We start from the raw sequence: 26,876 nt of genomic DNA, 5'->3' as shown, positions 1-26,876 counted from the left end.
TTAAGGAAGGCTTCCCACTGAGCCTGAAGTTGATTGATGTGCTGGTTGGCCCATATACGCTTTAAGCGCGCCTGCCCGAACAGATCAGTTGAGTTTATCATGGCAAAATCCGAACAAGAGGATACCTACCCCGAAGCCGAGACGGTGGCCCGTCGAGAGGCGGCACTGAAACGGATGCTCGCCACCCCCCACAAGCCTCACAAGGCTAGCGGGAAGCGACGCAAAGAGTCGAGTCAATCGAAGTAGCGCTTGCGCTTCCCCCCTACCTTGCGGGGAGGCTGAAACAGCTTAGGCGGCGAGGTTATCAGTCCGCCGATAGGTAAGGCGACGACCGACCATGCCCTTGACGATAGCTGCAGCGCGTTCGCCATCGCTCATTTCGCGAGTGTTGTAGCGCAGATCAAACTCGCGGCAGTAGCGGCCAAGGTGCGCCTCGCTCATGTGGTGATAGGTGCCGATCACGCCGCGCTTGAAGATGGAGAAGAAGTTCTCGGCAGTGTTGGAGTGCTTGAAGCCGCCGGTGGTGACGTACTCCTTGGCGCTGTGGTTGACGACCGAGTGTCCGCTGAACTCACGGCCAATGCCGGTGTAAACGGTCGCTTCGTCGGTCATGAGGTGAGCCGAACGATGCACGTTCGTGACGATCAGGCCGCGCAGATGCTTGGCGTTGACGTTGGCGACATGGAACGAGCGGGCGCGACCATCGCGCTCGACAAGGGCCACAACCGCCTTCTTGGCAGCGGGCTTGCGGGTGGCGCGGTTCTTGGCCTTGCCGCCGACATAGGTTTCATCGGCCTCGACAACGGCCTGATCGCCGCCGCCAAGGGGAGTGTTGCCATCGGCTTCGTCCATGGCCTCGCGGATACGATGGCAGAGGAACCAAGCGGTCTTGTAGGTGACGCCGATCATGCGGGCCATCTGCGCAGCGCTCATGCCCTTCTTTGAAGCGGCCATGATGTGCGTCGCCAGAAGCCACTTGTGCAGCGGAACGTGCGAACGCTCCATCACGCTGCCGGTGCGGACGGTGAACTTGTCGCGACAGTCGTTGCAGAGGAACATGCCAGCCTGCGTCTTTCCTTCCATCTTGCGGACCCGATCCGACCCGCAATGCGGGCAGGTCGCACCATCAGGCCAGCGCGAGGTTTCGAGGTGCGCAATCGCCTTGGCTTCGTCGTGGAAGATCGGGTTGGTGATGTTGATGTCCATGCCCGATGATATGCCTCAATCGGGCTGCTAAGTAAAGTATATAATTGCCGGCCAAGTCTTCATTAACGTTCCAAGCGGGGTTGGAATTTTTTACCCCTCCTGGTCCTGTAATATAATCAGGTTGAGTGTTCTCGACGAAAAAGTCAGAAAGATGGAAAGCCGAAGATACATGTTGGCCGTGCTTTTCGGCAGCTTTTTCATCGCGCTTCATAAATGAAGCTATAACGTCCCGACCTGCGTCGAGATATTTATCATGGAGCCGATCAAGTCTTACCGACTCTTCGCAGACTACCCCAATTAGGCAGAACGACTGCTGATAAATCTTTCTAAGTAGGGCAACTTCTGATGGGTGGCGAATTGAGTCGAGAATATAAGCCCGGGGGGTTTCGTCAGGGGGTATCGGTTCAGCCGAAGTCGGGTCTCCGCCAACGGCCTTGGCTCTTAGATCGCGAATTTCGACGGCAAACTTCTCTGCGATTACTGAATGCCCCAATGCCTTCCGCATGGAATCACCGGCATCCTGTAAATCCTCTGTTTGTTTCAATTTTAGAGACTTAGAGATTTCGATGTGACGCTCGGCTGCAAAGTTTTCTATAAACCTGCGAGCCTTTACCACATGGACGTCGTAACCTGAGCTAGTGAGGAAATCACGCAAGGCGTATGCGATGGTGCTGGAGCCCGCTCCTACAGGGCCGACAACTCCGAACACTAATTCCTTGGTTGCAAGCTGATTGACGATTTCGGTTGCGTCTTTCCGATCAGCGTCATTAGCCGCAACATTTGGTTTTGATGCCATCATTAGCTCCAATAGGATCCATGACGTCTACAAATAACAAATCTGGTGCCAGATCAATGGTTACGGAGCCGTTGTGCCCCCTTACTCCGCCGCCATCCGCTCTTTCCCCTTCTCCAGCAACGGCGCGAGATACCGCCCCGTAAAGCTCCGCTCGCTCGCCGCGATCTTCTCCGGCGGGCCCTCAGCGATAATCTCGCCGCCCTTCACACCGCCCTCCGGCCCTAAATCCAGAATCCAGTCGGCGGTTTTGATCACGTCGAGATTATGCTCGATCACCACGACGGTATTGCCCTGTTCGACCAGCGCGTGGAGCACTTCGAGCAATTTGCGGACATCTTCGAAATGCAGGCCCGTGGTGGGTTCGTCGAGGATGTAGAGGGTGTTGCCGGTGGCGCGGCGGCTGAGTTCCTTGGCCAGTTTGACGCGCTGCGCCTCGCCGCCCGACAGGGTCGTTGCCTGTTGCCCGACCTTTACATAGCCTAGGCCGACTTCCTCCAGCATCGCCATCTTGTCGCGAATGGGGGGCACTGCCTTGAAGAATTCGTGCGCATCCTCGACCGTCATGTCGAGGACATCGGCGATGCTCATCCCCTTGAACTTCACCTCCAGCGTTTCGCGATTATAGCGCGCGCCGTGGCACACATCGCATTCGACATAGACGTCGGGAAGGAAGTGCATTTCGATCTTCAGCACGCCGTCGCCCTGACATGCTTCGCACCGGCCGCCCTTTACGTTGAAGCTGAACCGGCCGGGTTTGTAGCCGCGCGCCTGACTTTCGGGGAGGCCGGCGAACCAGTCGCGGATATTGGTGAAGGCACCGGTATAGGTCGCCGGGTTCGACCGGGGGGTGCGGCCGATGGGCGACTGATCGATGTCGATCACCTTGTCGAGATGGTTGAGGCCGGTGATCTTGTCATGCTTGCCCGCCAGCACGCGCGCGCCGTTCAGCGTGCGCGCGGCAGAGGCGTAGAGCGTGTCGATGGTGAAGCTGGATTTGCCCGACCCCGATACGCCGGTGATGCAGGTAAAGGTGCCGAGCGGGATCGACGCGGTGACGTTCTGCAGATTGTTGGCGCGGGCATTGTGGACGGTGAGCTTCTTGCCCGTGCCCTTTCGCCGTTTTGCGGGCACCGCGATTTCGCGGGTGCCGTTGAGATAGTCGGCGGTGACCGATCCGGGGGTGGCGAGCACTTCGTCAAGCGTGCCCTTCGCGACCAGATCGCCGCCATGGACGCCCGCGCCCGGCCCCATGTCGAGGATATAATCGGCGGAGCGGATCGCATCCTCGTCATGCTCCACGACGATGACGGTGTTGCCGAGGTCGCGCAGGCGTTTGAGCGTTTCGAGCAGCATGTCGTTGTCGCGCTGATGCAGGCCGATGCTCGGTTCGTCGAGGACGTAGAGCACGCCCGACAGGCCCGATCCGATCTGGCTGGCGAGGCGGATACGCTGTGATTCGCCGCCCGACAGCGTGCCCGAATTGCGGTCGAGATTGAGGTAATCGAGGCCGACATTGTTGAGGAAGCCGAGGCGCTCGTCGATCTCTTTCAGGATCGGGCGGGCGATTTCCTGCTGCTGCGGCGTCAGGCTGTCGGGCAGGGTTTTGAAAAAGGCGAGCGCGTCGACCACCGACAGGCGGCTGGCGTGCGAGATGTCATTGCCGTCGATCTTCACCGCGAGCGCTTCGGGTTTGAGGCGCGCGCCGCCACAGGTCTCGCACGGATGCGCGGCCTGATATTTGGAAAGCTCCTCGCGCATCCACGCGCTTTCGGTTTTCATCAACCGGCGATTGAGATTGCCGAGCACGCCCTCGAACGGCTTTTTGACGTCATAGGATTTGCGCCCGTCGACAAAGGTTAGCGTGACGGGCTTCCCCTTGGTGCCGGTCAGGATCATCTCGCGAATGTTGTCGGGCAGGTCCTTCCACGGGGTTTCGAGGGCGAACCCGAATTCGCGCGCAAGGCTGCCGAGCACCTGCATATAATAAGGGCTGGGCGGGTTCGATTTGGCCCAGGGGACGATCGCGCCCTTTTTGAGGGAGAGTTCGTCATTGGGGACGACGAGGTCGCGGTCGAACTCCAGCCGCTCGCCCAGGCCGTCGCACGCCGGGCAGGCGCCCTGGGGGGCGTTGAAGCTGAACAGGCGCGGTTCGATTTCGGGGATGGTGAAGCCCGATACCGGGCAGGCGAAGCGTTCGGAAAAGACGATGCGGTTGTCGGGAACGCCCGCGCCCTTCATCGCGCCGCCGGTGACGTTGGTGGAGAGGGGTGTGCTCTGCGAGATTTCCCCCACCCCTTGCCCCTCCCCTGAAGGGGAGGGGTTTGCGGTTGCCTCGGCCACGGTGGTGTCGGCGAGGTCGACATAAGCGAGGCCGTCGGCGAGCTTCAGCGCGGTTTCGAAACTGTCGGCAAGGCGCGTGGCGATGTCTTCGCGCACGACGAGGCGGTCGACGACGACTTCGATGTCGTGCTTATATTTCTTATCGAGCTTCGGCGCTTCCTCGATCTCATACATCTCGCCATCGATGCGGACGCGCTGAAAGCCCGCTTTCTGCCACTCGGCCAGTTCCTTGCGATATTCGCCCTTGCGCCCGCGCACCACGGGGGCGAGCAGATAGAGGCGCGTGCCTTCGGGAAGCGCGAGGACGCGATCGACCATCTGGCTGACCGTCTGCGCGCTGATCGGCAGGCCGGTGACCGGCGAATAGGGAATGCCCGCACGCGCCCAGAGCAGACGCATATAGTCGTAGATTTCGGTAACCGTCGCGACCGTCGAGCGCGGATTGCGGCTGGTCGTTTTCTGCTCGATGCTGATCGCCGGCGACAGTCCCTCGATATGATCGACATCGGGCTTCTGCATCATCTCAAGAAATTGCCGCGCATAGGCGGAGAGCGATTCCACGTACCGCCGCTGCCCCTCGGCATAGATGGTGTCGAAGGCGAGACTGGACTTCCCGCTGCCCGACAGGCCGGTGATGACCGTCAGCGTGTCGCGCGGAATGTCGACCGAAACGTCCTTCAGATTATGCTCGCGCGCGCCGCGGACGGAAATATGGGTAAGGCTCATAAGGTGCGGTTCTACTTCTGTTCCGGTCGGGATGCTAGGGGGTAGGTAGGAATGCGAGGCCTGCTTTGCCACCGGGAGGGCAACGCTCCGTAACGGATAGATATCCGCACGGGCATGTCTGGAATGGACGAGGTTCATATGGCGAAATGCGCGCGCAGTCATGAACCTGCGCTTCCAGGGGGAAGCGCGACATGGACAGTACGCATGCAGCGCTCGATGCGTTTATCGAGCGTTGGCAGCATAATGAAGGCGGGGCCGAGCGCGCGAACTTTCCGCTGTTTCTGACCGAACTGGCGCAGGTGCTTGACCTGCCGCAGCCCGACCCTGCCGACGCTACCCACGACCATAATGACTATGTGTTCGAACGCGCGGTGACCTTTCGCGATGAAAAGGGCAAGAGCGGGCACGGGCGCATTGACCTGTATAAACGCAGCTGCTTCGTGCTGGAAGCGAAGCAAAGCCGCGAACGGGGCGGGGCCAAGGAAGTGGCGATGGCGGCAAGTCAGGCCGCTCTGCCGGGCATGGATGCGGGCGGTGCGCGCGGGCGGCGCAGCGCCAATCGCGGCTGGGATGTGCTGATGCGCAATGCTCGCGAACAGGCGGAGCAATATGCTCGCGCTTTGCCCGAAAACCATGTCTGGCCGCCGTTCATTCTGGTGTGCGATGTCGGCCATGCGATCGAGATATTCGCCGATTTTTCGGGGCAGGGGCGCAATTACCGGCAATTTCCCGATCGCGCGGGGTTTCGCATCTATATGGAGGATCTGCGCGATCCCGATATTCGCGACCGGCTGCGCGCGATCTGGCTCGACCCGCACAGCCTGGACCCCGCCAAAAAGGCGGCGGAGGTAACGCGCGACATCGCCCGGCGGCTTGCCAGCGTGTCGAAGCGGCTGGAAGATCGCGGCCATCCGGCGGAGCGGGTCGCGCATTTCCTGATGCGTGTGCTGTTTACCATGTTCGCGGAAGATACCGGCCTGTTGACGCGGGGCAGCTTTACCCAGGTGCTGGGCGAGGCGCGCACCCATCCCGACGGGTTTGCCCCGATGCTGGAAGAGCTGTGGGAGAAAATGGACAAGGGCGGATTTTCCACGACGCTGCGCGAAAAGGTGCGGCATTTCAACGGCGGCCTGTTTTCCGAACGTAGCGCGATTGCGATGCAGCGCGAGGAGATCGGCGAACTGTACGAAGCCGCGCGGCATGACTGGACCGAGGTGGAGCCGGCGATTTTCGGCACGCTGCTGGAACAGGCGCTCGATAAAGCGGAGCGCAAGCGGCTGGGCGCGCATTACACGCCGCGCGCCTATGTCGAACGGCTGGTCAATGCGACGGTGATCGACCCGTTACAGGCCGAATGGGAAGGCGCGGTGCTGGGCACGGTCGAGCGCGAGCGCGAGGACGGCGACACCGCCGCGGCGATCAAAGCGGTGCATGATTTTCACGAGAAACTGGCGAGTACCCGTGTGCTTGATCCGGCGTGCGGGACGGGCAATTTCCTGTATGTCGCACTGGAACTGATGAAGCGGCTTGAAGGCGATGTGCTGGAAGTGCTCGCCGATCTGGGCGGGCAGGAGGCGCTGGCGCTGGAAACCTCCACCGTGCATCCGCGCAACTTTCTGGGGCTGGAGCTGAATCCGCGCGCGGCGGCGATTGCGGAACTGGTGCTGTGGCTTGGCTATTTGCAATGGCAGATGCGCAACGGCACGAGCATCGCCGATCCGGTTCTGGAAAAGCTGAAAAACATCACCGCGATGGATGCGGTGGTGGCGCATGATCCGGAACGCGCCAAGGAAGATGGCAGCGGCACCGAGTTGCCCAATCCGCGCCGCCCCGAATGGCCGCAGGCGGAGTATATCGTCGGCAATCCGCCGTTTATCGGCGGCAAAGATATTCGATCGCGGCTGGGCGACGCCTATGCCACCGCATTATGGAAGGCGCATCCGAAGATCAACAAATCCGCCGATTTCGTGATGTATTGGTGGGACCATGCCGCCGAAATGCTGGTGCGCAAGGGTACGAAGCTGAAACGCTTCGGCTTCGTCACCACCAATTCGATCACGCAGGAGTTCAGCCGCCGCGTGATCGCGAAGCGGCTGGACGGGCGTCCGCCGATCAGCCTGATCATGGCGATTCCCGATCATCCGTGGACTAAGGCGACCAAAGATGCAGCGGCGGTGCGGATCGCGATGACCGTGGCGGAAGGGGGCAAGCGCGAGGGGGTGCTGCTGGACGTGGTTGCGGAAAGCGGATTGGACAGCGATGCGCCGGAGATTGGCCTCGATCAGAGGGCGGGCGAAGTCCATGCGGACTTGACGGTCGGTGCCGATGTAACCCAAGCGAAGCCGCTTCTTTCGAACGAGTGGATTTGTTCGCCCGGCGTAAAGTTGCACGGGGCGGGATTCATTGTAACGCCAGCCGAGGCGGAAGCGCTGGGGCTGGGAAAACGTGAGGGGCTGGAAAAGCACATCCGGCCCTATCGCAATGGGCGCGACCTCACCTCACGCACACGCGGGGTGATGGTGATCGACCTGTTCGGGATGGAGGAAGCCGAAGTTCGGCAGCGATTTCCCGAAGTGTACCAGCATCTGCTGATTACGGTGAAGCCGGAACGAGACGCAAATAACCGTGCTACCTACCGGGACAACTGGTGGATTTTTGGAGAACCGCGGCGTGAATTGAGGCCAGCGTTTAATGGGTTGGATCGTTACATTGCGACCGTGGAGACGGCCAAGCATCGTGTCTTTCAGTATCTCGATCAGTCGATACTTCCGGACAATATGCTCGTTGTAATGGCGAGCGATGAGCCTTGGCATTTAGCGGTGTTATCCGCACGGGCCGACTTAGCATGGACGACCGCGCGCGGTGCTACTCTTGAAGACCGCCCACGCTTCACCAAAAGCCTGTGCTTCGACCCCTTCCCCTTCCCAAACGTCACCGAAGCGCAAAAGCAAATCATCGGCGACCTCGCCGAGGAACTCGATGCGACGCGCAAGCAGGTGCTGGCCGAGCATGGCGACCTGACACTGACCGGGCTGTATAATCTTCGCGAAAAGCTGATGAAGGGCGAAGCCTTTACCGATGCCGAGCAGGATCAGCGGATGCGCGGGCGGGTCGACATTATCGCCGAACTCCATGCGCAGATCGACGATGCGGTTGCCGATGCCTATGGCTGGCCGCGCGACTTGTCCGACGATCAGATTGTCGAGCGGCTGGTCGCGCTGAATGCCGAGCGGCATGCCGAGGAGAAAGCGGGCACGGTGCGCTGGTTGCGGCCCGATTATCAGATTTCCAAAGCGGGGCTTACCCAGCTTGCGCCGCGCGCCAAGGCCGAACAGATCGAGGCGATGTTGCCGGAGGCGAAAGCGAAGAAGCCTGCTTTTCCGCGCGATGCGATCGGTCAGACGGCAAGCGTGATCGACTCGCTTCGCGGCGGCGGTGCGATGACGGCGGAAGCGATTGCACGGCACTATTCGCAAGGGCGCAAGGTCGAACACCGGATCGCGGCGACGCTGGGTGCGCTGGTCCGGCTGGGCCATGTCGCGCGCGATGCGGAGGGGTATCGGTTGCGCAAGGTGGCATGACGCCCGCTCGCCGCTTGCAACAATAGCGACGCACATGGCAGCTATGCACCCGGAGAGGTTGGCGTATCTGGGAGTAGCGGTCATGAAATTTCGGGTATTACAGCGCGTCGGCGGCGCGAGGGTAGCAGCGGTGGCGGTCGCGCTTTTGGCGGTGAGCGCGCCTGCGCTGGCGCAGACGTCCGGGGCGGCGGACCTGACCGTCATGTCGTTCAATGTGCGCTATGCTTCGGATACGGGCGAGCATAGCTGGCCCGAGCGGCGGCCGGTGGCGATTGCGACGATCCGGGCGGCGCATCCCGATGTCATCGGGACGCAGGAGCTGCTCAAGCGGCAGGGCGACGATATCGTTCGCGCGCTGCCCGACTATCGCTGGTTCGGGATCGACCGGCGCGGCGGGCATGATGACGAGCATATGGGGATTTTCTATCGCCCCGACCGGCTGACCCTGCTCCGCCACGGCGAATTCTGGCTGTCGGATACGCCCGACAAGCCGGGCAGCATGAGCTGGGGCGTCGATCTGCCGCGCAATGTCAACTGGGCGGTGTTCGAGACGAAGGGGGCGGACGCGCACCGCTTCCTGTTCCTCGACACGCATCTTGCCCATCGCGATGTCGACGCCGAGGCGCGGCAACGTTCGGCTGCGCAGATCGTCGCGCGCCTGCCCGATATGGCGAAAGGCATGCCGCTGGTGCTGGCCGGGGACATGAACGCCCGGCCCGATAGCGAAGCCTATGCGACTTTTGCTGAGGCACTGACCGATGCGCGCGAAGCGGCAAAGGTGAGCAAGGGGCCGGATAACAGCTTTCACGATTTTACCGGGACGGCCGACCGGCGGATCGACTATATCTTCGTGCGCGGCTTCGATGTGCTGAGCGACACGACCGACACATTTCATGAAGGCAAGGTCTATCCGTCGGACCACTTTCCCGTGGTCGCGAAATTGCGGTTCGAGGCGGGGGATGACGCCGGGATGTGAGAGGCAGGGGCCGCGTTGCCGGTTATGGTTGCAGGGCGAGCGGTTCCGCATGGTTCGCCGGCGCGCGCGGTTCGGGTGGCGTGGGTGCCGGACCGGGTGCGGCCTGACAGCAGGCCGGGCGAAGGCGATCGCTTCGGGACAGAAGTGCTGTCCCCTTCGCCACTTGCCGGGACAGGCGGTCGGGATCGGTTTCGACCGGCGCAGGACGAGAGGGCAGGGTCGGGAAACCGTGAACGACCGCTAACGGAAATGCGCGGTGAATGATGGGCATGGGGTAGGGGACTGTTGACCTTTGCGCGGCGGATGGCCAGCCGCCATCCCGGAAACGATCCCGGTTCGGGCCGGACGGCGGCCTCCGCGCTTTGGGCGCTGGAAGCCGCCGCTTATGAGAACCGGCTAAAGTTTCACGGCGGCGTTGCCGCCATCTGCCCAGAGCGCCGATCCTGTAACGAAACTCGACATATCGCTGGCGAGGAACAGCGCTGCCTGAGCGATCTCCTCGGGCCGGGCGATCCGCTTCATCGCGTGGAGGCCGGCAGCCCATTCGCGCTGGGCGTCATCGCCCGCCATGTCGGTAGCGGTGCCGCCGGGCAGCAGGGCGTTGGCGCGGATGCCGGATGCGGCATAATCGGCCGTGATGCCTCGGACCAGGCCCATAAGGCCCGCTTTGGCTGCACCATAGGCCCCCATGCCCGGCAGTCCCACGCTGTTGCCGACGAAGCTGCTGGTGAAGACGAGCGCGCCGCCCCCTTGCCCGATCATGGCAGGAACCTGCGCGCGGGTGGCGAGAAAGGCCGCGGTCAGATTGACCGCCAGCACTTCCGCCCATTGGCGAGGCTCAATCCCGGCGAGCGGGCCCATGGTTCCGACCGTGCCCGCATTGTTGAACGCGATGTGCAAGCCGCCGAATGTCGCTTGTGCAGCAGCAACCGCCTCATCGTGCGTGCCCGCTTCCATGACGTCGCCGACGACGGCGAGCGCGCGGCCACCCTGGTCTTCGATCTCGTCGATCGCTGATTTCAGCGCGGCTTCCCGCCGGGCGACGAGCACCACGGACGCCCCGTGCGCGGCAAACAGTTTCGCAGCCGCCTTCCCGATGCCGGAACTGGCACCCGTGATGATCGCGACTTTGCCGTCCAGTAATTTCATTGATTTCCTCCTTGATGGAGGCAATCCGCTAACGCGCCTTTCGACCGCGCGCGTCCCGTTGCTTGTTATCAAACGGGACTCTCTGAGAGGCTCGCCATCGATCGGCTTCGGGAAGCGGCGTTGACTTTCGGCAGGGCTGAAAGTGCGGAAAGCCGACACTACCCTTTCACTATGGCTGCGGCGCGCTATGGTGCGCGGGGCCGGGGCGGGCGCAGGAGATTTTGTGATGTGCGAACGCGACACTGTGAACGAATGGACCGCTGAGAAGGGCTATGACTGGTCGCTCAACCGGCGGCATTTTGCCGCGCTCACGGCGGCGGGGGCGGTGGCTGCCTGTACGCGCGGCGCTGCGGCCAATGCGGGCGAGGGGCTGCGCGAGGATATGGTCAGCATCGTCACGAAAGACGGGACGATGGATGCGTTTTTCGTCCGGCCTGCGTCGGGCAGCTATCCGGCGGTGGTGACCTGGCCCGACATTGCGGGGTTGCGCGAAGCGTTCAAGGTGATGGCGCGGCGGCTGGCCGGGCAGGGCTATGCGGTGCTGGTCGCCAATCCCTATTATCGCGATACGAAGGTGCCGCAATTCGAGGATTTCAACGCGTTTCGTTCGCAAAACGGGTTCGAGAAGGTCGGTCCCTGGCGCGAAAAGCTGACCGCCGATGCGATCGGCAGCGATGCCGGGGCGATGATCGGCTGGCTCGACAAACAGGATTCGGTCGACAGCACGCGCGGCGTCGGCACCAACGGCTATTGTATGGGCGGGCCGTTCACGGTGTTCAGCGCGGCCGCCGTGCCCGAACGCGTACGCGCGGCGGCGTCGTTCCACGGCGCGGGGCTGGCGAAGGAAGACGATCCGCAAAGCCCGCACCGCCTGCTCGACAAAACGCGCGCATCATTCCTGTTCGCGATCGCGCAGAATGACGATGCGAAGGACCCGGAGGCGAAGGTGAAGCTGCGCGCGGCGGCGGAGGCTGCCGGGCGCGAGGCGGAGATCGAGGTCTATCCCGCCGATCATGGCTGGTGCGTGATCGACAGCCCCGCTTATGACAAGGCAGCGGCGGAAAAGGCGTGGGAGCGGATGAGCGTGCTGTTCGCCGAGGCGCTGAAAGGCTGAGGCCCGGCGCGCTCAGCCCCGGCGGGAGGTTGCCCGGGGAGTGAGCGCGTCAAGCGCATCGGCATTGTCGCGCCCCCATGCGTACAGCAGTTCGACCGGTTCGACAAAACGCTCCCCGAGCGGCGTCAGGCGATATTCGACCGCCGGGGGCACCACCTGTTCGACATGGCGGGAGACAAGGCCGCTTTCTTCCATCTCGCGAAGCGTCTGGGTCAGCATCTTTTTCGAAATGCCCGGCAGACTGCGATGCAGGACGCCGTGGCGCGCTGCGCCATCATGCCGCGCGTGCAACGTATGCAGGATCATGCTGGTCCATTTCGTTGTGAAGAGTTCCATCACGCGGCGCGGTGCGCAATCTTCACGCCATTCCTGTTCCGGGGTGCCGGGCCGCATCTGGTTACCTTTCGGTGCCTATGTCCCAATCTGGTGCCGTCTAGAAGGATCGGCGTGCTCTGCCTAGTTCCTTGTCGAACAAGTGAAGGAGGACGGCATGAGTAAGACGGCTTTGGTGGTCGGTGCCAGCGGGATTGGCGGCAGTGCGACGGCATCGCTGCTGATCGAAAAAGGATGGCAGGTATATGGGCTGGCGCGGCGGCCGGTGGCGCGGGACGGACTGATCCCCGTGGCGGCGGATTTGCAGGATGCGCAGGCGACGGCTGACGCGCTGAAAGATGTCCACCCGGATGCGGTGTTCCTCACGACATGGTTGCGCCGTGACAGCGAGGCAGAGAATATCCGCGTAAATGGTGCGATGGTCCGCAACCTGTTGAACGGGCTGGCCAAGCCTCGCCGGCCGCGCCATGTAGCGCTGGTGACGGGCCTGAAACATTATCTCGGGCCGTTCGATGCCTATGCGAAGGGCGCGATGCCGCAAACTCCCTTCCGCGAGGATCAGGGGCGGCTGGACGTCGCCAATTTCTATTATGCGCAGGAGGACGAACTCTTTGCTGCTGCCGAGCGCGACGGCTTCAACTGGTCGGTGCATCGCCCGCACACCGTCGTCGGAAAGGCGGTCGGCAATGCGATGAATATGAGTACTACGCTGGCCGTATATGCCATCCTGTGCCGTGAAACGGGGCGCCCCTTCACGTTTCCGGGTTCAGCGGTTCAGTGGGACGGGCTGACGGATATGACCGATGCCCGACAACTGGCCGAGCAACTCATATGGGCTGCAGAAACGCCGCAAGCCGCAAACGAGGCGTTCAACATCGTTAATGGTGACATATTCCGCTGGCGCTGGATGTGGCGCCGGATCGCGCAGTGGTTCGAGATCGAACCTGCCCCCTTCGATGGCACCGTGCGCCCATTGGAGCAGCAGATGGCCGGGGATGCGGCAATCTGGCGCTCCATTGCCGAGCGGGAAGGGCTGATCGAAGCGGACCTGACGCGGCTGGCCTCTCCCTGGCACAGCGATGCCGATCTGGGGCGGCCGATCGAAGTGGTGACCGATATGTCGAAGAGCCGGAAGCTGGGTTTCACCGGTTATCAGTCGACGGACGAGTCGTTTTTCGATCTGTTCCAACAGTTGCGGGATGAACGGATCATTCCCTGAGCGTCAGCAGATGACAGGCGCGGCGTTTATTCCGCCGCGTCCACCGCCGTGCGTTCGGGTTCAGCCGGAGCAGAACTGCGGGCGCGTTCGATTGCGGCGGTCAGGGCGTTGCTGTCATAGGGTTTGGGCAGCACCGCTACGCCCGGTTCGGCATGGATCGAGCTGATATCCCCGGTGGCATAGACGATCGCCGCGTCGGGGCGCATTGCCCGCGCGCGCACGGCAAGCTCTGCCCCCGATGCGCCGGGCAGATTGAGGTCGGTCACCAATATCTCGATCGGCGCGGTTTGCAGCGCGGTCAGCGCTTCTTCAGCGCTTGCCGCCTCGATCACCGCATAGCCCGATGCTTCGAGCAGTTCGGCGGTGTTGACGAGAATCAGCGGATCGTCCTCGACCACCAGCACGGTGGGGCGCACGGTGCGGCTGGTGACCGATTGCGCAGGGCGTTCGTCCTCCGCCGCCGGTGCAGGCGAAGGTTCGCGGGCCTGCCGGACCTCGCTCGCGGTGCGCCGCTGCGCTTCATTGGCAAGCACATGGCGCAGCTTTCGTGCCAGCGCTTCGCGGGTATAGGGTTTGGAGAGCAGCTCCACCCCGGCATCGAGCCGCCCGCCATGGACGATCGAATTTTCGGTATAGCCGGAGGTGAACAGCACCGCGATATCGGGCAGGCGCTGGCGTGCCTTGCGCGCAAGTTCGGGGCTTTTCAGGTTGCCGGGCATCACGACATCGGTGAACAGCAGGTCGATCGCCATGCCGCTTTCGATCACGGCGAGCGCGTTTTGCGCATCGACCGCTTTCAGCACGCGATAGCCGAGATCCGAGAGCATCTCGACCACGGTGGCGCGCACTTCATCGTCATCCTCGACCACCAGCACGGTTTCGGTGCCGCCGGTGACCGGGCCGGTTTCGACCGCGACCTCGACATCCTCCGCCTCCATGGCGCGGGGCAGATAGAGCTTGATCGTGGTGCCGTGGCCGACTTCGGAATAGATTTTGATATGGCCGCCCGATTGTTTGACGAAGCCATAAACCATCGAGAGGCCAAGACCCGACCCCTTGCCCTCGCTCTTGGTCGAGAAAAACGGCTCGAACACCTTTTCAACGATTTCGGGCGGCATGCCGCTGCCGGTATCGCTGACCGCGAGCATGACATATTGGCCCGGCACCACTTCGTCATGCGTGCGGGCATAGTCATCATCGAGATGGGCGTTGGCGAGTTCGATGGTAAGCTTGCCCGCGCCGTTCATCGCATCGCGCGCATTGATGGCGAGGTTGAGCAATGCATTTTCGATCTGGCCCGGATCGATGAACGTATTCCACAGGCCGCCGTTGAACACGGTTTCGATCTCGATCGCTTCACCGATCGCGCGGCGAAGCATATCGTCCATGCCCTTCACGAAGCGGGTGGCGTTGACGACCTTCGGTTCGAGCGGCTGGCGGCGACCGAAGGCGAGCAGCTGGCTGGCAAGCTTCGCACCGCGCGAAATCCCCGCCATCGCATTGGCGACGCGGCGTTCGGCATTGGCGTTGCCGGCGATATCCTTGGCCAGCAATTGCAGATTGCCCGACACGACCTGCAGCAGATTGTTGAAATCATGCGCAACGCCGCCGGTCAGCTTGCCGATCATCTCCATCTTCTGCGCCTGAGCGAGCTTCGCCTCCGCCTCGCGGCGCGTGCCGATCTCTTCGATCACGCGGCTTTCGAGCGTTTCGTTGAGCTGGCGAAGCTGATCCTCGGCACGCTCGCGATGGCGGATCTCGCGGGCAAGGTCAGCGGCATGTTCGCGCAGCGCCGCCTCTGCCGCGCGTTGATGCGTGATATCGGTATGGACGCCGACCCATTCCTCGATCTCGCCCGCGCTATTGGTGATGGGCAGCGCGCGAATCGCGAAATTGCGCCAGGTTCCGCAATTGCGCCGGACGCGATGTTCGTGAACGAACATGGTGCGGGTCGCGACCGCTTCCTGCCAGGTGGTGATCGAGGCTTCGCGATCGTTGGGATGAACCGCGTCGGTCCAGCCGTAATTCTGATATTCGTCGAACGACTGGCCGGTCAGCGCGGCCCAGCCGGGCTGTTCGCCGATCATCCGGCCGTCGGCGGTGTTTGTCCACAGCACGCCGTGCACCGCGTCCATGGCAGTGCGGAAGCGGCGATTGCTGGTGGCGAGGCGGCGCTCCGCCTCCACCCGGCTGGTATTGTCGACCACGGTGCACAGCACGCCGCCGACACTGCCGTCCGATTCATATACCGGGGTATAGGCAAGGTCGAAGACGAAATCGCGCGTCTGACCGTCATGCTCCAGCGTCATGGGAACGTCGCGCGAGCGGGTCAGTTCGCCCCGGAAACCGGCGTCCAGAACCTTGCGGTTCCAGTCCCACACTTCGGGAAGCACGGTTTCCACCGCACCGCCCATCGCATCCGGATGGCGCGACCCGAGAATCGGGACATAAGCGTCATTATAGATCAGGATGTGTTGCGGGCCCCATATCAGCACCTTCGCCACCGGCGAATTGACGACATTGGCGACCGTAGCGCGCATTTCCAGCGACCAGCCGGCAACCGGACCGAGCGGCGTTTGCGTCCAGTCCTTTTCCCGGATCATTTCACCGCACGAACCGCCTGAGACCAGCCAGTCGGATGCCGGACGGGACAGGGATGCGCGCTGATCGTGCAACGCCGTAAGCGCCGCCCGGACAAGATCATCCCGATCATGATATTCACCCGATTTCAGCATGTCGGAAATGAAATCCTCTAGCCCGTCGGCTTGCGAGGGTTTGCGCGGTGCAACATATCCCATATGCCCTATTGCGGGAACAAGCCTCCGGAGTCAATCGGATAGCCCCTGTAATCCCGGTAGAGGCGGGCTGGATCAGAAGCGAAAGGCACGGCTTTGCCGGCTACGGTCGGTCAGCATCCGGGCGGTTTCGATCATTGCCTCGGCAAGTCCCTTTTTCGCGCGGAGCAGGCTGCGCACCGGGTCGCTTTCCTCCTGTGGCAGCGGGCGGTCGCGCCCGTCGTCCCCGGGATCGGCATCGGGGGCATAGCCCGGCTTCGCGATCATGGAGAGAAGCCCGGCAAGGTCATGCGCGGCGCATTGCGCCTCGGCAGGCGGCGGCCAGCCCTTGCGCCCGTCCATCTGACGCACAGCCAGCGCGATTTCGTGCATCCAGTAGCTGGTAAGGACAAGCTGACGTTGCGTGCGGTCGCGCTGGCGCATCGCCGCCGGAGCGGGGATGAGGCGGAGCGGATCGAGCGCCTCGCGCAGCGCGGCGAGTTTCGCTTCGAAATCATGCAGCGCGGCGGTCAGCGCCAGCCGGTCGAGCGCACCCGACGGCAGCGCTGCCTCCACCGTGTCCTGCGCCGCCTTGCACAGCGCATTGAACTGATCGCGGGCATGAACGTCGGTGCGACGGGGCAGCACCAGCGTCGCGACGATGATCCCGGCCAGCGCGCCGATCACCGTTTCCTCCAGCCGGAGCAGCATCACCTGATCGGTGAACCGGCCGGTGACCGAAAAGAGCAGTCCCACGACCACTGTGATCCAGAACGCCATCCAGGTATAGGACTGGATATAGGCGTAGAAGACGCAAAAAATCGCCACCGGCATCAGGAACAGCGCGGCGTGGACATCGCCGTGCAATGCCCAGACAATCCCCATCGCGACCAGAATCCCGGCAAAGGTGCCGAAGGTGCGCTTCATCGATTTGGCCAGCGCCTGTCCGCGCGAATAGGTGCCGGTGAACATTACGAACACGGTGATGACCGCCCAGTACCAGCGATCGTGCGAGAGCGCCGCACCGCCCAATATGGCGAGCGCCGCTGCCGATGCCGACTGGATGGCGGGGCGAAGCACGGCATTGACCGGCGCGGGCGGGGGCGCTTCGACGCTGCGCGCTGCATCATGGTCGGGCGGCAATTGCCGCGCCCGATCCAGCTCCGCGATCGCATCGGCAAGCGGTTCGAGCGGCGCGGCGCGCGGCAGCGGCCGGTCGCAGCGCAGCGCCTCCGACAAAGCGCGCATCGCAGCGCGCGTTTCGGGGGCGCACGCGCGCGCCGGATCGCCCTCGGTCTGAAGTGCCAGCCGCTCGGCAAGGACGAGGACCGCGATCAGCGCTTCGGCAAGCGGACGATGGGCAAGCCGGCCGCCGGGGAGATTTTCCAGCTCGGTCTCGGCAATGGTGACTGCCGCCGCCACCCGGTCGAGCTGGCCGCGCAGCGGCTTCGAATTGCCGCCGGGTTCGAACGCGGCGGTGGTCGCGAGCAACCGGGCGAGCCGCATCCGGATCGCAATCACCGACCAGCGCATCCGCCGCCATGGCCGGTGCGGCACGACAAGCTGATGCACGATCAGCGCACAGGCGGCGCCGATCACTACGCCGCCCCATTGCCAGTGCAGCATCTCAGTATCGGGTTGCAGGAATGCGCCGAAAAAATACGCAACATTGGCAGCGAGCCCGACCGGGATCCACGGCCCGCCATATTGGCGCATATAGGCCGCCGCGCCGATCACCGCGATGAACACGATATGGTTGGTCCAGGTCGAATGGATCAGCGCCGACAGGGTGAAGCTGAGCCCCGCCGCCAGTGCCAGTGCAGCGATCTTGCCGATCCGTGCCCGGGTTTCGTCGTCGCCGATCGCCGCGCAGCAAAAGACGGTGACCGGAAAGCCGATCAGAAAATCGAGCACCGACACGCCCGCAATCGCCCCGACCAGAAGCGACAGCAGCAATGTCAGCAGAAAGGCGAACATCGCCCGCGCCCCGCGCGCGGTGCGCAGCATCCCGGGATCTGCGCGGACCAGCGACCGGCGTGTCGGCGCAGGCAGCGCATTGACGAAAAGGGTGAGCAAAGTGGGCACGTGCGCATCACAATAAACGGGCGAAGCATTTGTGCCATAGACGAAATGGGTTTCGCACCGGGACTGGCGCTGCTGCGCGCTTTTGGGTAGCGGGACGAACATGACCTATCGGCGATCAGCGATTGTGGCGGCCGCGGCGGGGCTTGCGCTAAGCGCCTGTTCGGGCGGCAACTATCGGCCCGTTGCCGACTATCCGGTGAAGATCGGCAATCCTTATCGCGTCGCGGGCGAAACCTATGTGCCGAAGATCGATCCCGATTATGACGTGCTCGGCTATGCCAGCTGGTATGGCAATGAATCGGGGGACCGGACCGCGAACGGCGAGAAATTCCGTCCCGACTGGATTACCGCGGCGAACAAGACGCTGCCGCTGCCGACCTATGTCGAGGTGACGGCGCTCGATACCGGCAAGACGATATTGGTGCGGATCAACGATCGCGGGCCGTTCCGTCCCGGTCGGGTGATCGATCTGTCGCGCGGCGCAGCCGAAGCGCTGAGCATCCGTCAGCAGGGCTATGCGCGGGTGCGGGTCAAGCGGGTCGAGCCGCCGGAAAAGGATCGCGAACGGCTGCGCAAGGGCAAAGAAGCGCGTGAACGCCCGCGCGAATCGGACTGCGCGCTGCAATCGCTTCGCGCGCAATTCGCGGCGGGGATACGCGACGGTCTGATCCCGCCGGGGTGAAGTTGAACGAGAGGGGGTGGTGGTAGCGCCGCTGCCAAGCCCCTCCTCCGATATACGTCACCCCGGCGAAAGCCGGAGCGCTTCGAAGGGCGCGCTGTCGTCGGCGACTCCCGCCTGCGCCGGGGCGGCGAACGCAACTGCCGTCGTGTCGCCTCCGACCCGGACTCAATCCCAGCGGGTTGCGACATAGCCCCAGGCGAGCCAGGCGATCAGCGCCCAGATGCCGAGCACCAGCGCGACCCCCAGTCCCGAGCGCGGACGGCGCGTCTCGCGCTCGGCAGCGGCGCGATGTTCGGCGAGCAGGGCATCGGGCACCAGCCGCTCGAACAGCCACAGCCCCGCCGGGATCAGGATCGCATCGTCGATCAACCCGATGATCGGAATGAAATCGGGGATCAGGTCGATCGGTGACAGCGCATATGCGGCGACCAGAATACCGATCGCGCGCGCATACCAGGGCGTGCGCGGATCGCGGACCGCGAACCAGACGGCATGTGCCTCGACATGCAGGCGATGAACGAGCGACGGTCCCATGGGCCGGGTTCTGCGCTGGCGAAGGTAGCGGGTCAAGCGGGTTGGGGCGCGCAGGGAAGGCTGGCCTGGCTATGCCGTCATGATAGGCTGGTTCGGGCATAGGTGCGACACGAGCATCGGATGCAGGCCTTTTGGCACCGTGGACCCCGGAACAGGTCCGGAGTGACGGGGGGAGGGCACGATATGTGCTCTTACCCGCCATCCGTCATGCCGGGCTGGTCCCGGCATCCACGGCGCGGCAGGCGCATCGGGTGCGGTGCGCGCCGCGCCGTAGACCCCGGAACAGGTCCGGGGTGACGAGTGGAGGGTTGGAGGACCTTCTACGCCATATCTATCCGATATCAGGCGGGCGTATTCTCGCTGGTCGTCGCGACCATTTCATGCGTGCCGGCTTCTTGCGGCTTGATCGTGCCGCCGAACAGCATTTTCAGCTTGCCCGAAAGCGACACATCGGCCTCCCACATTTCGGCAGTGCCGATATCGAAGCGCAGCAGCGCCAGATTGGGGTCGCTCTTGCCCTCGGGGAACCATGCCTCGACCTGCTTATTCCACAGCTTGTCGATCATCGCGGGATCGTTGTCGAGCTTCGCGGTGCCCGACAGGCAGGCAAAGAAATCATGCCCCTTCGACACGAACTGCATCATCGCAGCGCCGCCCTTTGCCGCGCGATTATCCTTGCCGATGAAGAAATAGATCGTATCGACCTGATCCTTGTCGAGCTGCGCGGTCAGCGGTTCGCTATGCTGACCGTCGTTAAGGCCGAGCATGACGAACGGGCTGTCGGCCAGCTTTTTCCAGAAATCATGCTTTACCTGTTGCGGATCTTTTTTGTCGGCCATCACTGACTCTCCTTTGAAACCATCATCAGCCCCGACAACGAGCGGAAGCGCCAAGCGGTTTCGTTGGAAAATCGGGGGAGATGAAGATCAACGCTCGGGCTGATCGACGATGAGCGTATCGATGTTTCTCACGGCGAGTGCCCACTGATAAACGGAGTCGGCGAGATAAGCGCGAAGAAGCATGATATTGATATCAAGATGATCCGCGCCTGCAAGACACATGGGTGTCTGCTGTATCAATCTATTCGAAAGGTCGCGTAAATTGTCGAACGTCGAATAGACCAGCTGAACGGATAGCCGCGGTGCAAAACGTACCATGCAGGTCGTGACGCCATAAAGGGTCGCATCGGCTTCGCTTCTACTCCCATTCCTGATTTTCTCATGGGAAAGGAAGCGCTGCTGAACGCTAGGATCCGCCATTTCTTTGGCAGTCAGCTTGAGATCGGGCGCATATTTCTTCAGCACAGCCGCTATGATGGCACCTTTGTCAAATGGTGCCCGGCATTCATAGATCCGGAAAATGACGATCGGGTAGGGGTTGCATCGCCCGAGATCTCTTAGCGGAACTGACGAATTGAAATCAGGATAGCAGGCGCTGTGCGACTTTATGAGTAGCGCTAGTGCTCGTTCAGATTCCCAGGTCGAAGGTTTTCCCTCAAGGAGCTCGTGCAGCCTGTTGGTGTTAAAATGATCGAGGCACTGCGCGAACCTTATCGACAGTTTTGCCTCTTTGGTCCGAATGCCGTCAAAGCCCAGAAAAGGGCTCCGAACCCGCATTTGCGGATCGGTTTTGGTCTGTTTGCCAAATACCTCGATATCTTTGTTCCGGTTTTCGCTGGGAGTATCCCTCTTGCTTTCGCCGCTATTGGAAGTTGTTTGTTGAAAAGGCGCAGAATGTGCAATCGGAGCCGAAAACGAAACGCAGGCAATAAGTATAAAAGCGAATGCTGACCGCGCGATTCTCATGTCCTTCCCCCACAACGCATGATCTGCAATTGTGGGGGATATTTAGCACGGCGCGATTTTTATCTCCAGATGCTCGCGTTACAGCACCTCAAACAACCCGGCAGCGCCCATGCCGCCGCCGACGCACATGGTGACGACGACATATTTCGCGCCGCGGCGCTTGCCTTCGATCAGTGCGTGGCCGGTGCAGCGCGCGCCGGTCATGCCATAGGGGTGGCCGATCGAGATCGAGCCGCCGTTGACGTTGAGCAGGTCGTTGGGGATGCCCAGCTTGTCACGGCAATAGAGCACCTGCACCGCGAAGGCTTCGTTGAGTTCCCAAAGGCCGATATCGTCCATCTTCAGGTTGAAGCGTTCGAGCAGCTTCGGGATCGCGAAGACGGGGCCGATGCCCATTTCGTCAGGCTCGGTGCCTGCGACCGCCATGCCGACATAGCGGCCGAGCGGGGTGAGGCCGCGCTGTTCGGCGAGCTTTTCTTCCATCAGGACGCAGGCCGAAGAACCGTCCGAAAGCTGGCTCGCATTGCCCGCAGTAATCGTCTTGTCGGGACCCATGACCGGCTTCAGGCCCTGAAGCCCTTCGAGCGTGGTGTCGGGGCGGTTGCCCTCATCCTTGGCGATGGTGACTTCGCGCTGCGAGACTTCCTTGGTCTCCTTGTCCATGACGTTCATCATGGTGGTGACGGGGACGATCTCGTCGTCGAAATAGCCCTTTTCCTGCGCAGCTGCGGTGCGGCGCTGCGATTCGAGCGAATATTCGTCCATCGCTTCGCGGCTGATATTATAGCGCTGGGCGACGACCTCCGCAGTTTGCAGCATGGTCATATAGGTGTCGCCCTGCATCGCGATCAGCTCCTTGTCGGGCGTGACGCGCATTTCGGGGGTCTGGACGGTGCTGATCGAATCCTGCCCGCCGCCGATGACGATATCCATATTGTCGGTGATGATCTGCTTTGCCGCGGTCGCAATCGCCATCAGGCCGGAGGCGCACTGACGGTCGATCGACATGCCCGCCACCGTGACGGGAAGCCCGGCGCGCAGCAAAGCGAGACGCGCGATATTGGGGGCCTGGCTGCCCTGTTGCAGGGCCGAGCCCCAGATGACGTCGTCGACCGAGCCGCCTTCGATCCCGGCGCGCTCGACCGCTGCTTTGAGCGAATAGCTGCCCAGCGTCGGGCCGAGCGTGGCGTTGAACCCGCCCTTATACGCGCGACCGATGGCGGTGCGGGCGGTGGAAACGATGACTGCGGAACGCATTATGGGCTATCCTTCCTGATGTTTTTGATGAGGAAAACGGGGTGTTGCGGGATTTCGGTGCATAATCGGCATCAGACGAAAATCTGCGAGATCCATTCGGCGATCAGCGCGGGCTTTTCCTCGCCCTCGATCTCGACGGTGAATTCATTCGTCTGTTGCCACTGGCCGGGGCGTTTTTCCTGCAGCGACAATAGCTTGAAATGACCGCGTACGCGCGAGCCGGAACGGACCGGGGTGAGGAAGCGGACCTTGTTTCCACCATAGTTCACCCCCATCTTCATACCCTGAACGACTGGCTGGTCGATTTTTTCGGCCAGCATCGGCATCAGCGATAAAGTCAGGAAGCCATGTGCGATGGTACCGCCGAAAGGCGTGGATTTCGCGGCTTCGGGATCGACATGAATGAACTGATGATCCCCCGTGGCTTCGGCAAACCGGTCGATCATCGTCTGGGTGACTTCCACCCATTCGGAAACTCGCACCGATCCGACGCGTTGGGCCAGTTCTTCGATCGTGATAGCGTACATTCGCTCTTCCCAGTCGGCGCCGATTTTGCTCAGTCCCGGCTTTCCATAGGCCCGGCCGCGCGTACCCCGCAAGGCCCCGCCCGACCAAAGATAGGAATATGACCACAGACGTAACGTCCGCGGCCCGTAAAACCATGGCTAAGCTCCATCGGGCCCCTGAACCCGATGTTCTAAAACCGATGATCGAGCGTGCGCGACTCGATGCGTCCGAACGGAAACGAATCGTTACCCGCGCCGAACACCTGATCGGAGACATTCGCGAGGCGCAGCACAGAAGCTGGGTCGCGCAGTTCTTGAACGAATATCAGCTGAGTTCGCAGGAGGGTCTTGCCCTGATGACGCTGGCAGAGGCGTATCTGCGCGTCCCCGATGCGACGACGGCTGACCTGCTGATTTCCGACAAGCTCGGCGATGCCGACTGGCGCTCGCATTCGCGCTCGTCCAATTCGCGGCTCGTCAACTCCGCGACCTTCGGCCTGATCCTCGGCCGGGTGATGGTCGGTGAGGGCGAAGGCGGCGGCGGTGTGGTCCGCAAGCTGGTCGGGCGAATGGGCGAACCGTTCGTTCGTCAGGCGGTGGGCGCTGCAATGCGCCTGATGGGCGAAGTCTTCGTCATGGGCCGCACGATCGAAGAAGCGCAGAAGCGGATGCGCAAAAAGGAGAATCGCAACTTCACCGCCAGCTTCGACATGCTGGGTGAGGCTGCGCGGACGCAGAAGGATGCGGACGATTTCTATGAATCCTATTGGGACGCGATCGACAAGGTCGGGCGCGAACCCGATCGCGATCATACCGTGTCGATCAAGCTGTCGGCGCTCCATGCCCGCTACGAAACGTCGCAATATGACAAGTGCGTGCCGGAAATTACCGAGCGGCTGACCCAGCTTTGCCGCGAGGCGATGCGTCAGGACGTGGCGATTACCGTCGATGCCGAAGAGGCCGACCGGCTCGACATGAGCCTCGACATTATCGGCGCGATCGCGCGCAATCCCGAATTCCGCGACTGGAACCGCTACGGCCTTGCTGTGCAGGCCTATGGCAAGCGTGCGCGTGCGGTGATCGAATGGGCCGATACGCTGGGCCGCCCGATGAATGTCCGGCTGGTCAAGGGTGCCTATTGGGATACCGAGATCAAGCGAGCGCAGGTCGAGGGTCTGTCCGACTATCCGGTGTTCACGCGCAAGGCGTCGACCGATACCTGCTACCTTGCCTGTGCCAAGGACATGCTGGAGGCGAAGAATATCGGCCCGGCCTTTGCCACGCACAATGCTCTCACCGTCGGCACCATTCTCGAATGGGCGGCCGAGCGGCATGGCAAGGACTGGCGCGGGTTCGAATTTCAGCGGCTGCACGGCATGGGCGAAGGCCTGTACGACCGGCTGGTCGATGAAGAGGGCTATCATTGCCGCATCTATGCCCCTGTCGGCGGGCATAAGGAGCTGCTTGCCTATCTGGTCCGTCGCCTGCTCGAAAACGGTGCGAATTCGAGCTTCGTCAATCAGCTTGCCGATGACGAGTATGACGATGCCGCGCTGCTCGCCGATCCGGTCGAGAAAACGGCGAAGGTTGGCGGCAGCATGTTGCCGCAGATCCCGCTGCCCATCGACATCATGGGCGAGTGGAAGAATTCGCAAGGGATCGACCTCAACGATCGCGACACGCTGCTCGATACCGCGCGCAAGGTGAATGCGGTCGATTTCCAGCCCGAGGGAATCGATTCGGTCCATGAAGACCCGCACCATCCCAGCGGGCGTTCGCGTGCCTTTATCGAGGCGACGCGCACGTCGAATGATGATGTGCACGGCGCGATCACCGCTGCGCAGGCGGCCTATCCCGAATGGGATTTGCGTCCCGTCGAGGAGCGTGCGGGCCTGCTCGAAAAATTCGCCGATGTGCTGGAGGAAAACCGCATCGAGCTGATGGGGCTGGTCGTCAAAGAGGCGTTCCGTTCGATCCCCGATGCGTTGAGCGAGGTGCGCGAGGCGGCCGATTTCTGCCGCTATTACGCCCATCGCGCACGGGTCGATATGCCGTCGATCCGGTTGCCCGGCCCGACCGGCGAATATAATGCGATGAAGCTGGAAGGGCGGGGCACCTTCGCCACGGTCAGCCCGTGGAACTTCCCGCTCGCCATCTTTGTGGGTCAGAATGCGGCAGCGCTCGTCACCGGCAATACGGTGGTGGCAAAGCCCGCCCCGCAAACGCCGATGATCGCTCGTCGCATCGTCGAACTGGCGCACCAGTGCGGCATTCCGCACGATGCGTGGAAGCTCGTCACGGGCGGCGCTGATGTCGGGGCCGAGCTGATGAGCGATACGCGGATCGCAGGCGTCGCCTTTACCGGGTCGATTGCCACCGCAAAGCGAATCGCCTCCACGCTGCTGGTCGATGAAGAGCGGCCGATCATCCCGTTCATCGCGGAAACCGGCGGCATCAATGCGATGATCGTCGATTCGACCGCGCTTCCCGAACAGGTCGCGGCCGATGTGATGACCAGTGCGTTCCGGTCGGCCGGGCAGCGTTGCTCGGCGCTTCGGATGCTGATCCTGCAGGAGGACGTCGCGGACGAGATGCTCGCGATGCTGTCGGGCGCGATGGACATGCTCTATCTGGGCGACCCCGGCGATCCGGCGACCGATGTCGGACCGGTGATCGACCGCGATGCCTATGACAAGCTGATGAGCTATCGCGAGACGATGCGTCCGCGCTGGATCAAGACGGTCGAAGCGCCCGAGGAGGGGCTGTTCGTACCCCCCACCATGATTTCGATCGACGAGATCGAGGATCTGAACCGCGAATGGTTCGGACCGCTGGTCCATGTGACCACGTTCAAGGCGGGCAAGCTGAAAGAGACGGTCCAGCGGGTCAATGCGAAACGCTATGGCCTGACCATGGGGCTGCACAGCCGTATCCAGAAGTCTGCGGACATCATGCAGACTTGGGCACGCGTCGGCAATCTGTACGTCAATCGCTCGCAAATCGGCGCGGTCGTCGGCAGCCAGCCGTTCGGCGGCGAAGGCCTGTCGGGTACGGGGCCGAAAGCGGGCGGACCGCATTATTTGCCGCGCTTCTGCGCCGAACGCGCGGTGTCGATCGACACGACCAGTGCGGGCGGCAATGCTTCGCTGCTCAGCCTCGATACGGGCGAAATCTGATCGGGAGAGCGCCGCGCGTGTTCGTGCGCGCGGCGCTTCGCCTGACGGGTAAGCGAGCTATATCAGCATGGCGTGCGCCGTGCTTCAGAAAACGCCGATCGGGGTCACGCCCCGGTCGGCGTTGCCTTATCCGGCGTCAGCGCATTCCATGCCAGCCAGCCGAAAATCGACAGATAGGCAAGCGCCACGACCAGCCCGACCAGCACCACACCGGCTGCTGTGGCGAGCATGCGACCGATCGTCAGGGATTGAGTCGTCTCCATGAACAACGATCATAGCGCGCAAACATTTCATTTTCGCGAACGAGCGCGCACGCGCTCGATGGACGGGGGGGGGCGTGCGGGGCCGGTGAAGCGGCCATTTGCCAGGAATGCGCCCATTGCCTCCTGACAAGAACGCCGTTCCGCTCGAAACTGCCCGCCACGCCCTGTCGGGAAGTGGATTCCCGCCTGCGCGGGAATGACGGGTAAACCGGGAAGGGGCCTGAGAAATCATCGAGGGTGGACCGGTGCAAGGCCCATTGGGACCGACGAGCAAAAGTCGCATAGCCGCTGCCAATGGCTCGTCGCTGTAAATCGTCATTCCCGCGAAGGCGGGAATCCACTGCGCCGCGCATC

Annotated in this window: 19 protein-coding genes; 6 read left to right on the top strand and 13 right to left on the bottom strand. The window is 62.4% G+C overall.

Annotation, left to right across the window (positions count from 1 at the left end; all coding sequences use genetic code 11):
• Positions 1 to 288: 288 nt before the first annotated feature.
• From EV664_RS16725 to uvrA, 3 genes are all read right to left on the bottom strand, one after another.
• Positions 289 to 1,206, bottom strand: a complete 918-nt coding sequence (locus EV664_RS16725; RefSeq protein ID WP_133496862.1) for an IS1595 family transposase — start codon at positions 1,204 to 1,206, stop codon at positions 289 to 291.
• A complete protein-coding gene (locus tag EV664_RS16720; RefSeq protein WP_133496861.1) occupies positions 1,127 to 2,005 on the bottom strand; it encodes a nucleoside/nucleotide kinase family protein in 879 nt (292 codons plus the stop codon). The genes EV664_RS16725 and EV664_RS16720 overlap by 80 nt, the downstream gene beginning before the upstream one ends.
• 78 nt (positions 2,006 to 2,083) lie before the next feature.
• Positions 2,084 to 5,068: an excinuclease ABC subunit UvrA gene (gene uvrA, locus EV664_RS16715; protein ID WP_133496860.1), complete on the bottom strand. Its 2,985-nt coding sequence runs from the start codon at positions 5,066 to 5,068 to the stop codon at positions 2,084 to 2,086.
• A 191-nt stretch (positions 5,069 to 5,259) separates the two neighbouring features.
• On the opposite strand from uvrA, the gene EV664_RS16710 reads away from it, so the two are divergent.
• Together EV664_RS16710 and EV664_RS16705 are read left to right on the top strand one after the other, a co-directional pair.
• Positions 5,260 to 8,649, top strand: coding sequence for a class I SAM-dependent DNA methyltransferase (locus tag EV664_RS16710; protein WP_133496859.1), 3,390 nt, complete (start codon positions 5,260 to 5,262; stop codon positions 8,647 to 8,649).
• Positions 8,650 to 8,731: 82 nt separating this feature from the next.
• Positions 8,732 to 9,625, top strand: coding sequence for an endonuclease/exonuclease/phosphatase family protein (locus EV664_RS16705; RefSeq protein WP_133496858.1), 894 nt, complete (start codon positions 8,732 to 8,734; stop codon positions 9,623 to 9,625).
• 396 nt (positions 9,626 to 10,021) lie between these two features.
• Here EV664_RS16705 and EV664_RS16700 read toward each other — a convergent pair whose 3' ends face one another.
• On the bottom strand, positions 10,022 to 10,774 hold the full coding sequence (locus tag EV664_RS16700; protein WP_133496857.1) for an SDR family oxidoreductase: 753 nt from the start codon (positions 10,772 to 10,774) through the stop codon (positions 10,022 to 10,024).
• Between the two features lie 226 nt (positions 10,775 to 11,000).
• Here EV664_RS16700 and EV664_RS16695 point away from each other — a divergent pair, with 226 nt between their 5' ends.
• On the top strand, positions 11,001 to 11,888 hold the full coding sequence (locus EV664_RS16695; RefSeq protein ID WP_133496856.1) for a dienelactone hydrolase family protein: 888 nt from the start codon (positions 11,001 to 11,003) through the stop codon (positions 11,886 to 11,888).
• A gap of 12 nt (positions 11,889 to 11,900) precedes the next feature.
• Here the strand turns inward: EV664_RS16695 and EV664_RS16690 are convergent, their stop codons facing one another.
• Entirely contained in the window at positions 11,901 to 12,281 is a 381-nt protein-coding gene (locus EV664_RS16690) for a winged helix-turn-helix transcriptional regulator (protein WP_133496855.1), read from the bottom strand.
• Between the two features lie 97 nt (positions 12,282 to 12,378).
• On the opposite strand from EV664_RS16690, the gene EV664_RS16685 reads away from it, so the two are divergent.
• A complete protein-coding gene (locus tag EV664_RS16685) occupies positions 12,379 to 13,440 on the top strand; it encodes an SDR family oxidoreductase (RefSeq protein WP_133496854.1) in 1,062 nt (353 codons plus the stop codon).
• Between the two features lie 26 nt (positions 13,441 to 13,466).
• Here the strand turns inward: EV664_RS16685 and EV664_RS16680 are convergent, their stop codons facing one another.
• Both EV664_RS16680 and EV664_RS16675 read right to left on the bottom strand, forming a co-directional pair.
• A complete protein-coding gene (locus EV664_RS16680; protein WP_229668315.1) occupies positions 13,467 to 16,238 on the bottom strand; it encodes a response regulator in 2,772 nt (923 codons plus the stop codon).
• 72 nt (positions 16,239 to 16,310) lie between these two features.
• On the bottom strand, positions 16,311 to 18,299 hold the full coding sequence (locus EV664_RS16675; protein ID WP_162848892.1) for an FUSC family protein: 1,989 nt from the start codon (positions 18,297 to 18,299) through the stop codon (positions 16,311 to 16,313).
• Positions 18,300 to 18,399: 100 nt separating this feature from the next.
• Here EV664_RS16675 and EV664_RS16670 point away from each other — a divergent pair, with 100 nt between their 5' ends.
• Positions 18,400 to 18,981 carry a septal ring lytic transglycosylase RlpA family protein gene (locus tag EV664_RS16670; RefSeq protein WP_133496852.1) on the top strand — a complete coding sequence of 194 codons (582 nt, stop codon included), beginning with the start codon at positions 18,400 to 18,402 and terminating at the stop codon, positions 18,979 to 18,981.
• Between the two features lie 165 nt (positions 18,982 to 19,146).
• On the opposite strand, the gene EV664_RS16665 is transcribed toward EV664_RS16670, so the two are convergent.
• The 5 genes from EV664_RS16665 to EV664_RS16645 form a co-directional block, all read right to left on the bottom strand.
• Positions 19,147 to 19,515, bottom strand: a complete 369-nt coding sequence (locus EV664_RS16665) for a YkvA family protein (RefSeq protein ID WP_133496851.1) — start codon at positions 19,513 to 19,515, stop codon at positions 19,147 to 19,149.
• A 341-nt stretch (positions 19,516 to 19,856) separates the two neighbouring features.
• Positions 19,857 to 20,354, bottom strand: a complete 498-nt coding sequence (locus tag EV664_RS16660) for a pyridoxamine 5'-phosphate oxidase family protein (protein ID WP_133496850.1) — start codon at positions 20,352 to 20,354, stop codon at positions 19,857 to 19,859.
• 87 nt (positions 20,355 to 20,441) lie between these two features.
• The gene (locus EV664_RS16655) at positions 20,442 to 21,320 is read right to left on the bottom strand and encodes a hypothetical protein (RefSeq protein ID WP_133496849.1); all 879 of its coding nucleotides are present in this window, start codon (positions 21,318 to 21,320) and stop codon (positions 20,442 to 20,444) included.
• Positions 21,321 to 21,398: 78 nt separating this feature from the next.
• A complete protein-coding gene (locus EV664_RS16650) occupies positions 21,399 to 22,577 on the bottom strand; it encodes an acetyl-CoA C-acyltransferase (RefSeq protein WP_133496848.1) in 1,179 nt (392 codons plus the stop codon).
• A gap of 71 nt (positions 22,578 to 22,648) precedes the next feature.
• A complete protein-coding gene (locus tag EV664_RS16645) occupies positions 22,649 to 23,104 on the bottom strand; it encodes a MaoC family dehydratase (RefSeq protein ID WP_133496847.1) in 456 nt (151 codons plus the stop codon).
• A 98-nt stretch (positions 23,105 to 23,202) separates the two neighbouring features.
• Here EV664_RS16645 and putA point away from each other — a divergent pair, with 98 nt between their 5' ends.
• A complete protein-coding gene (putA, locus tag EV664_RS16640) occupies positions 23,203 to 26,259 on the top strand; it encodes a bifunctional proline dehydrogenase/L-glutamate gamma-semialdehyde dehydrogenase PutA (protein WP_133496846.1) in 3,057 nt (1,018 codons plus the stop codon).
• A 104-nt stretch (positions 26,260 to 26,363) separates the two neighbouring features.
• On the opposite strand, the gene EV664_RS19345 is transcribed toward putA, so the two are convergent.
• Positions 26,364 to 26,522 carry a hypothetical protein gene (locus tag EV664_RS19345; RefSeq protein WP_162848891.1) on the bottom strand — a complete coding sequence of 53 codons (159 nt, stop codon included), beginning with the start codon at positions 26,520 to 26,522 and terminating at the stop codon, positions 26,364 to 26,366.
• Positions 26,523 to 26,876: the final 354 nt, after the last annotated feature.

The sequence above is a fragment of the Stakelama pacifica genome (genome assembly GCF_004361835.1).
In the GTDB taxonomy this organism is placed as follows: Bacteria; Pseudomonadota; Alphaproteobacteria; order Sphingomonadales; family Sphingomonadaceae; genus Sphingomonas; species Sphingomonas pacifica.
The sequence above is the reverse complement of the archived record's forward strand: the minus strand, read 5'-3'. Positions and strand labels throughout refer to the sequence as shown.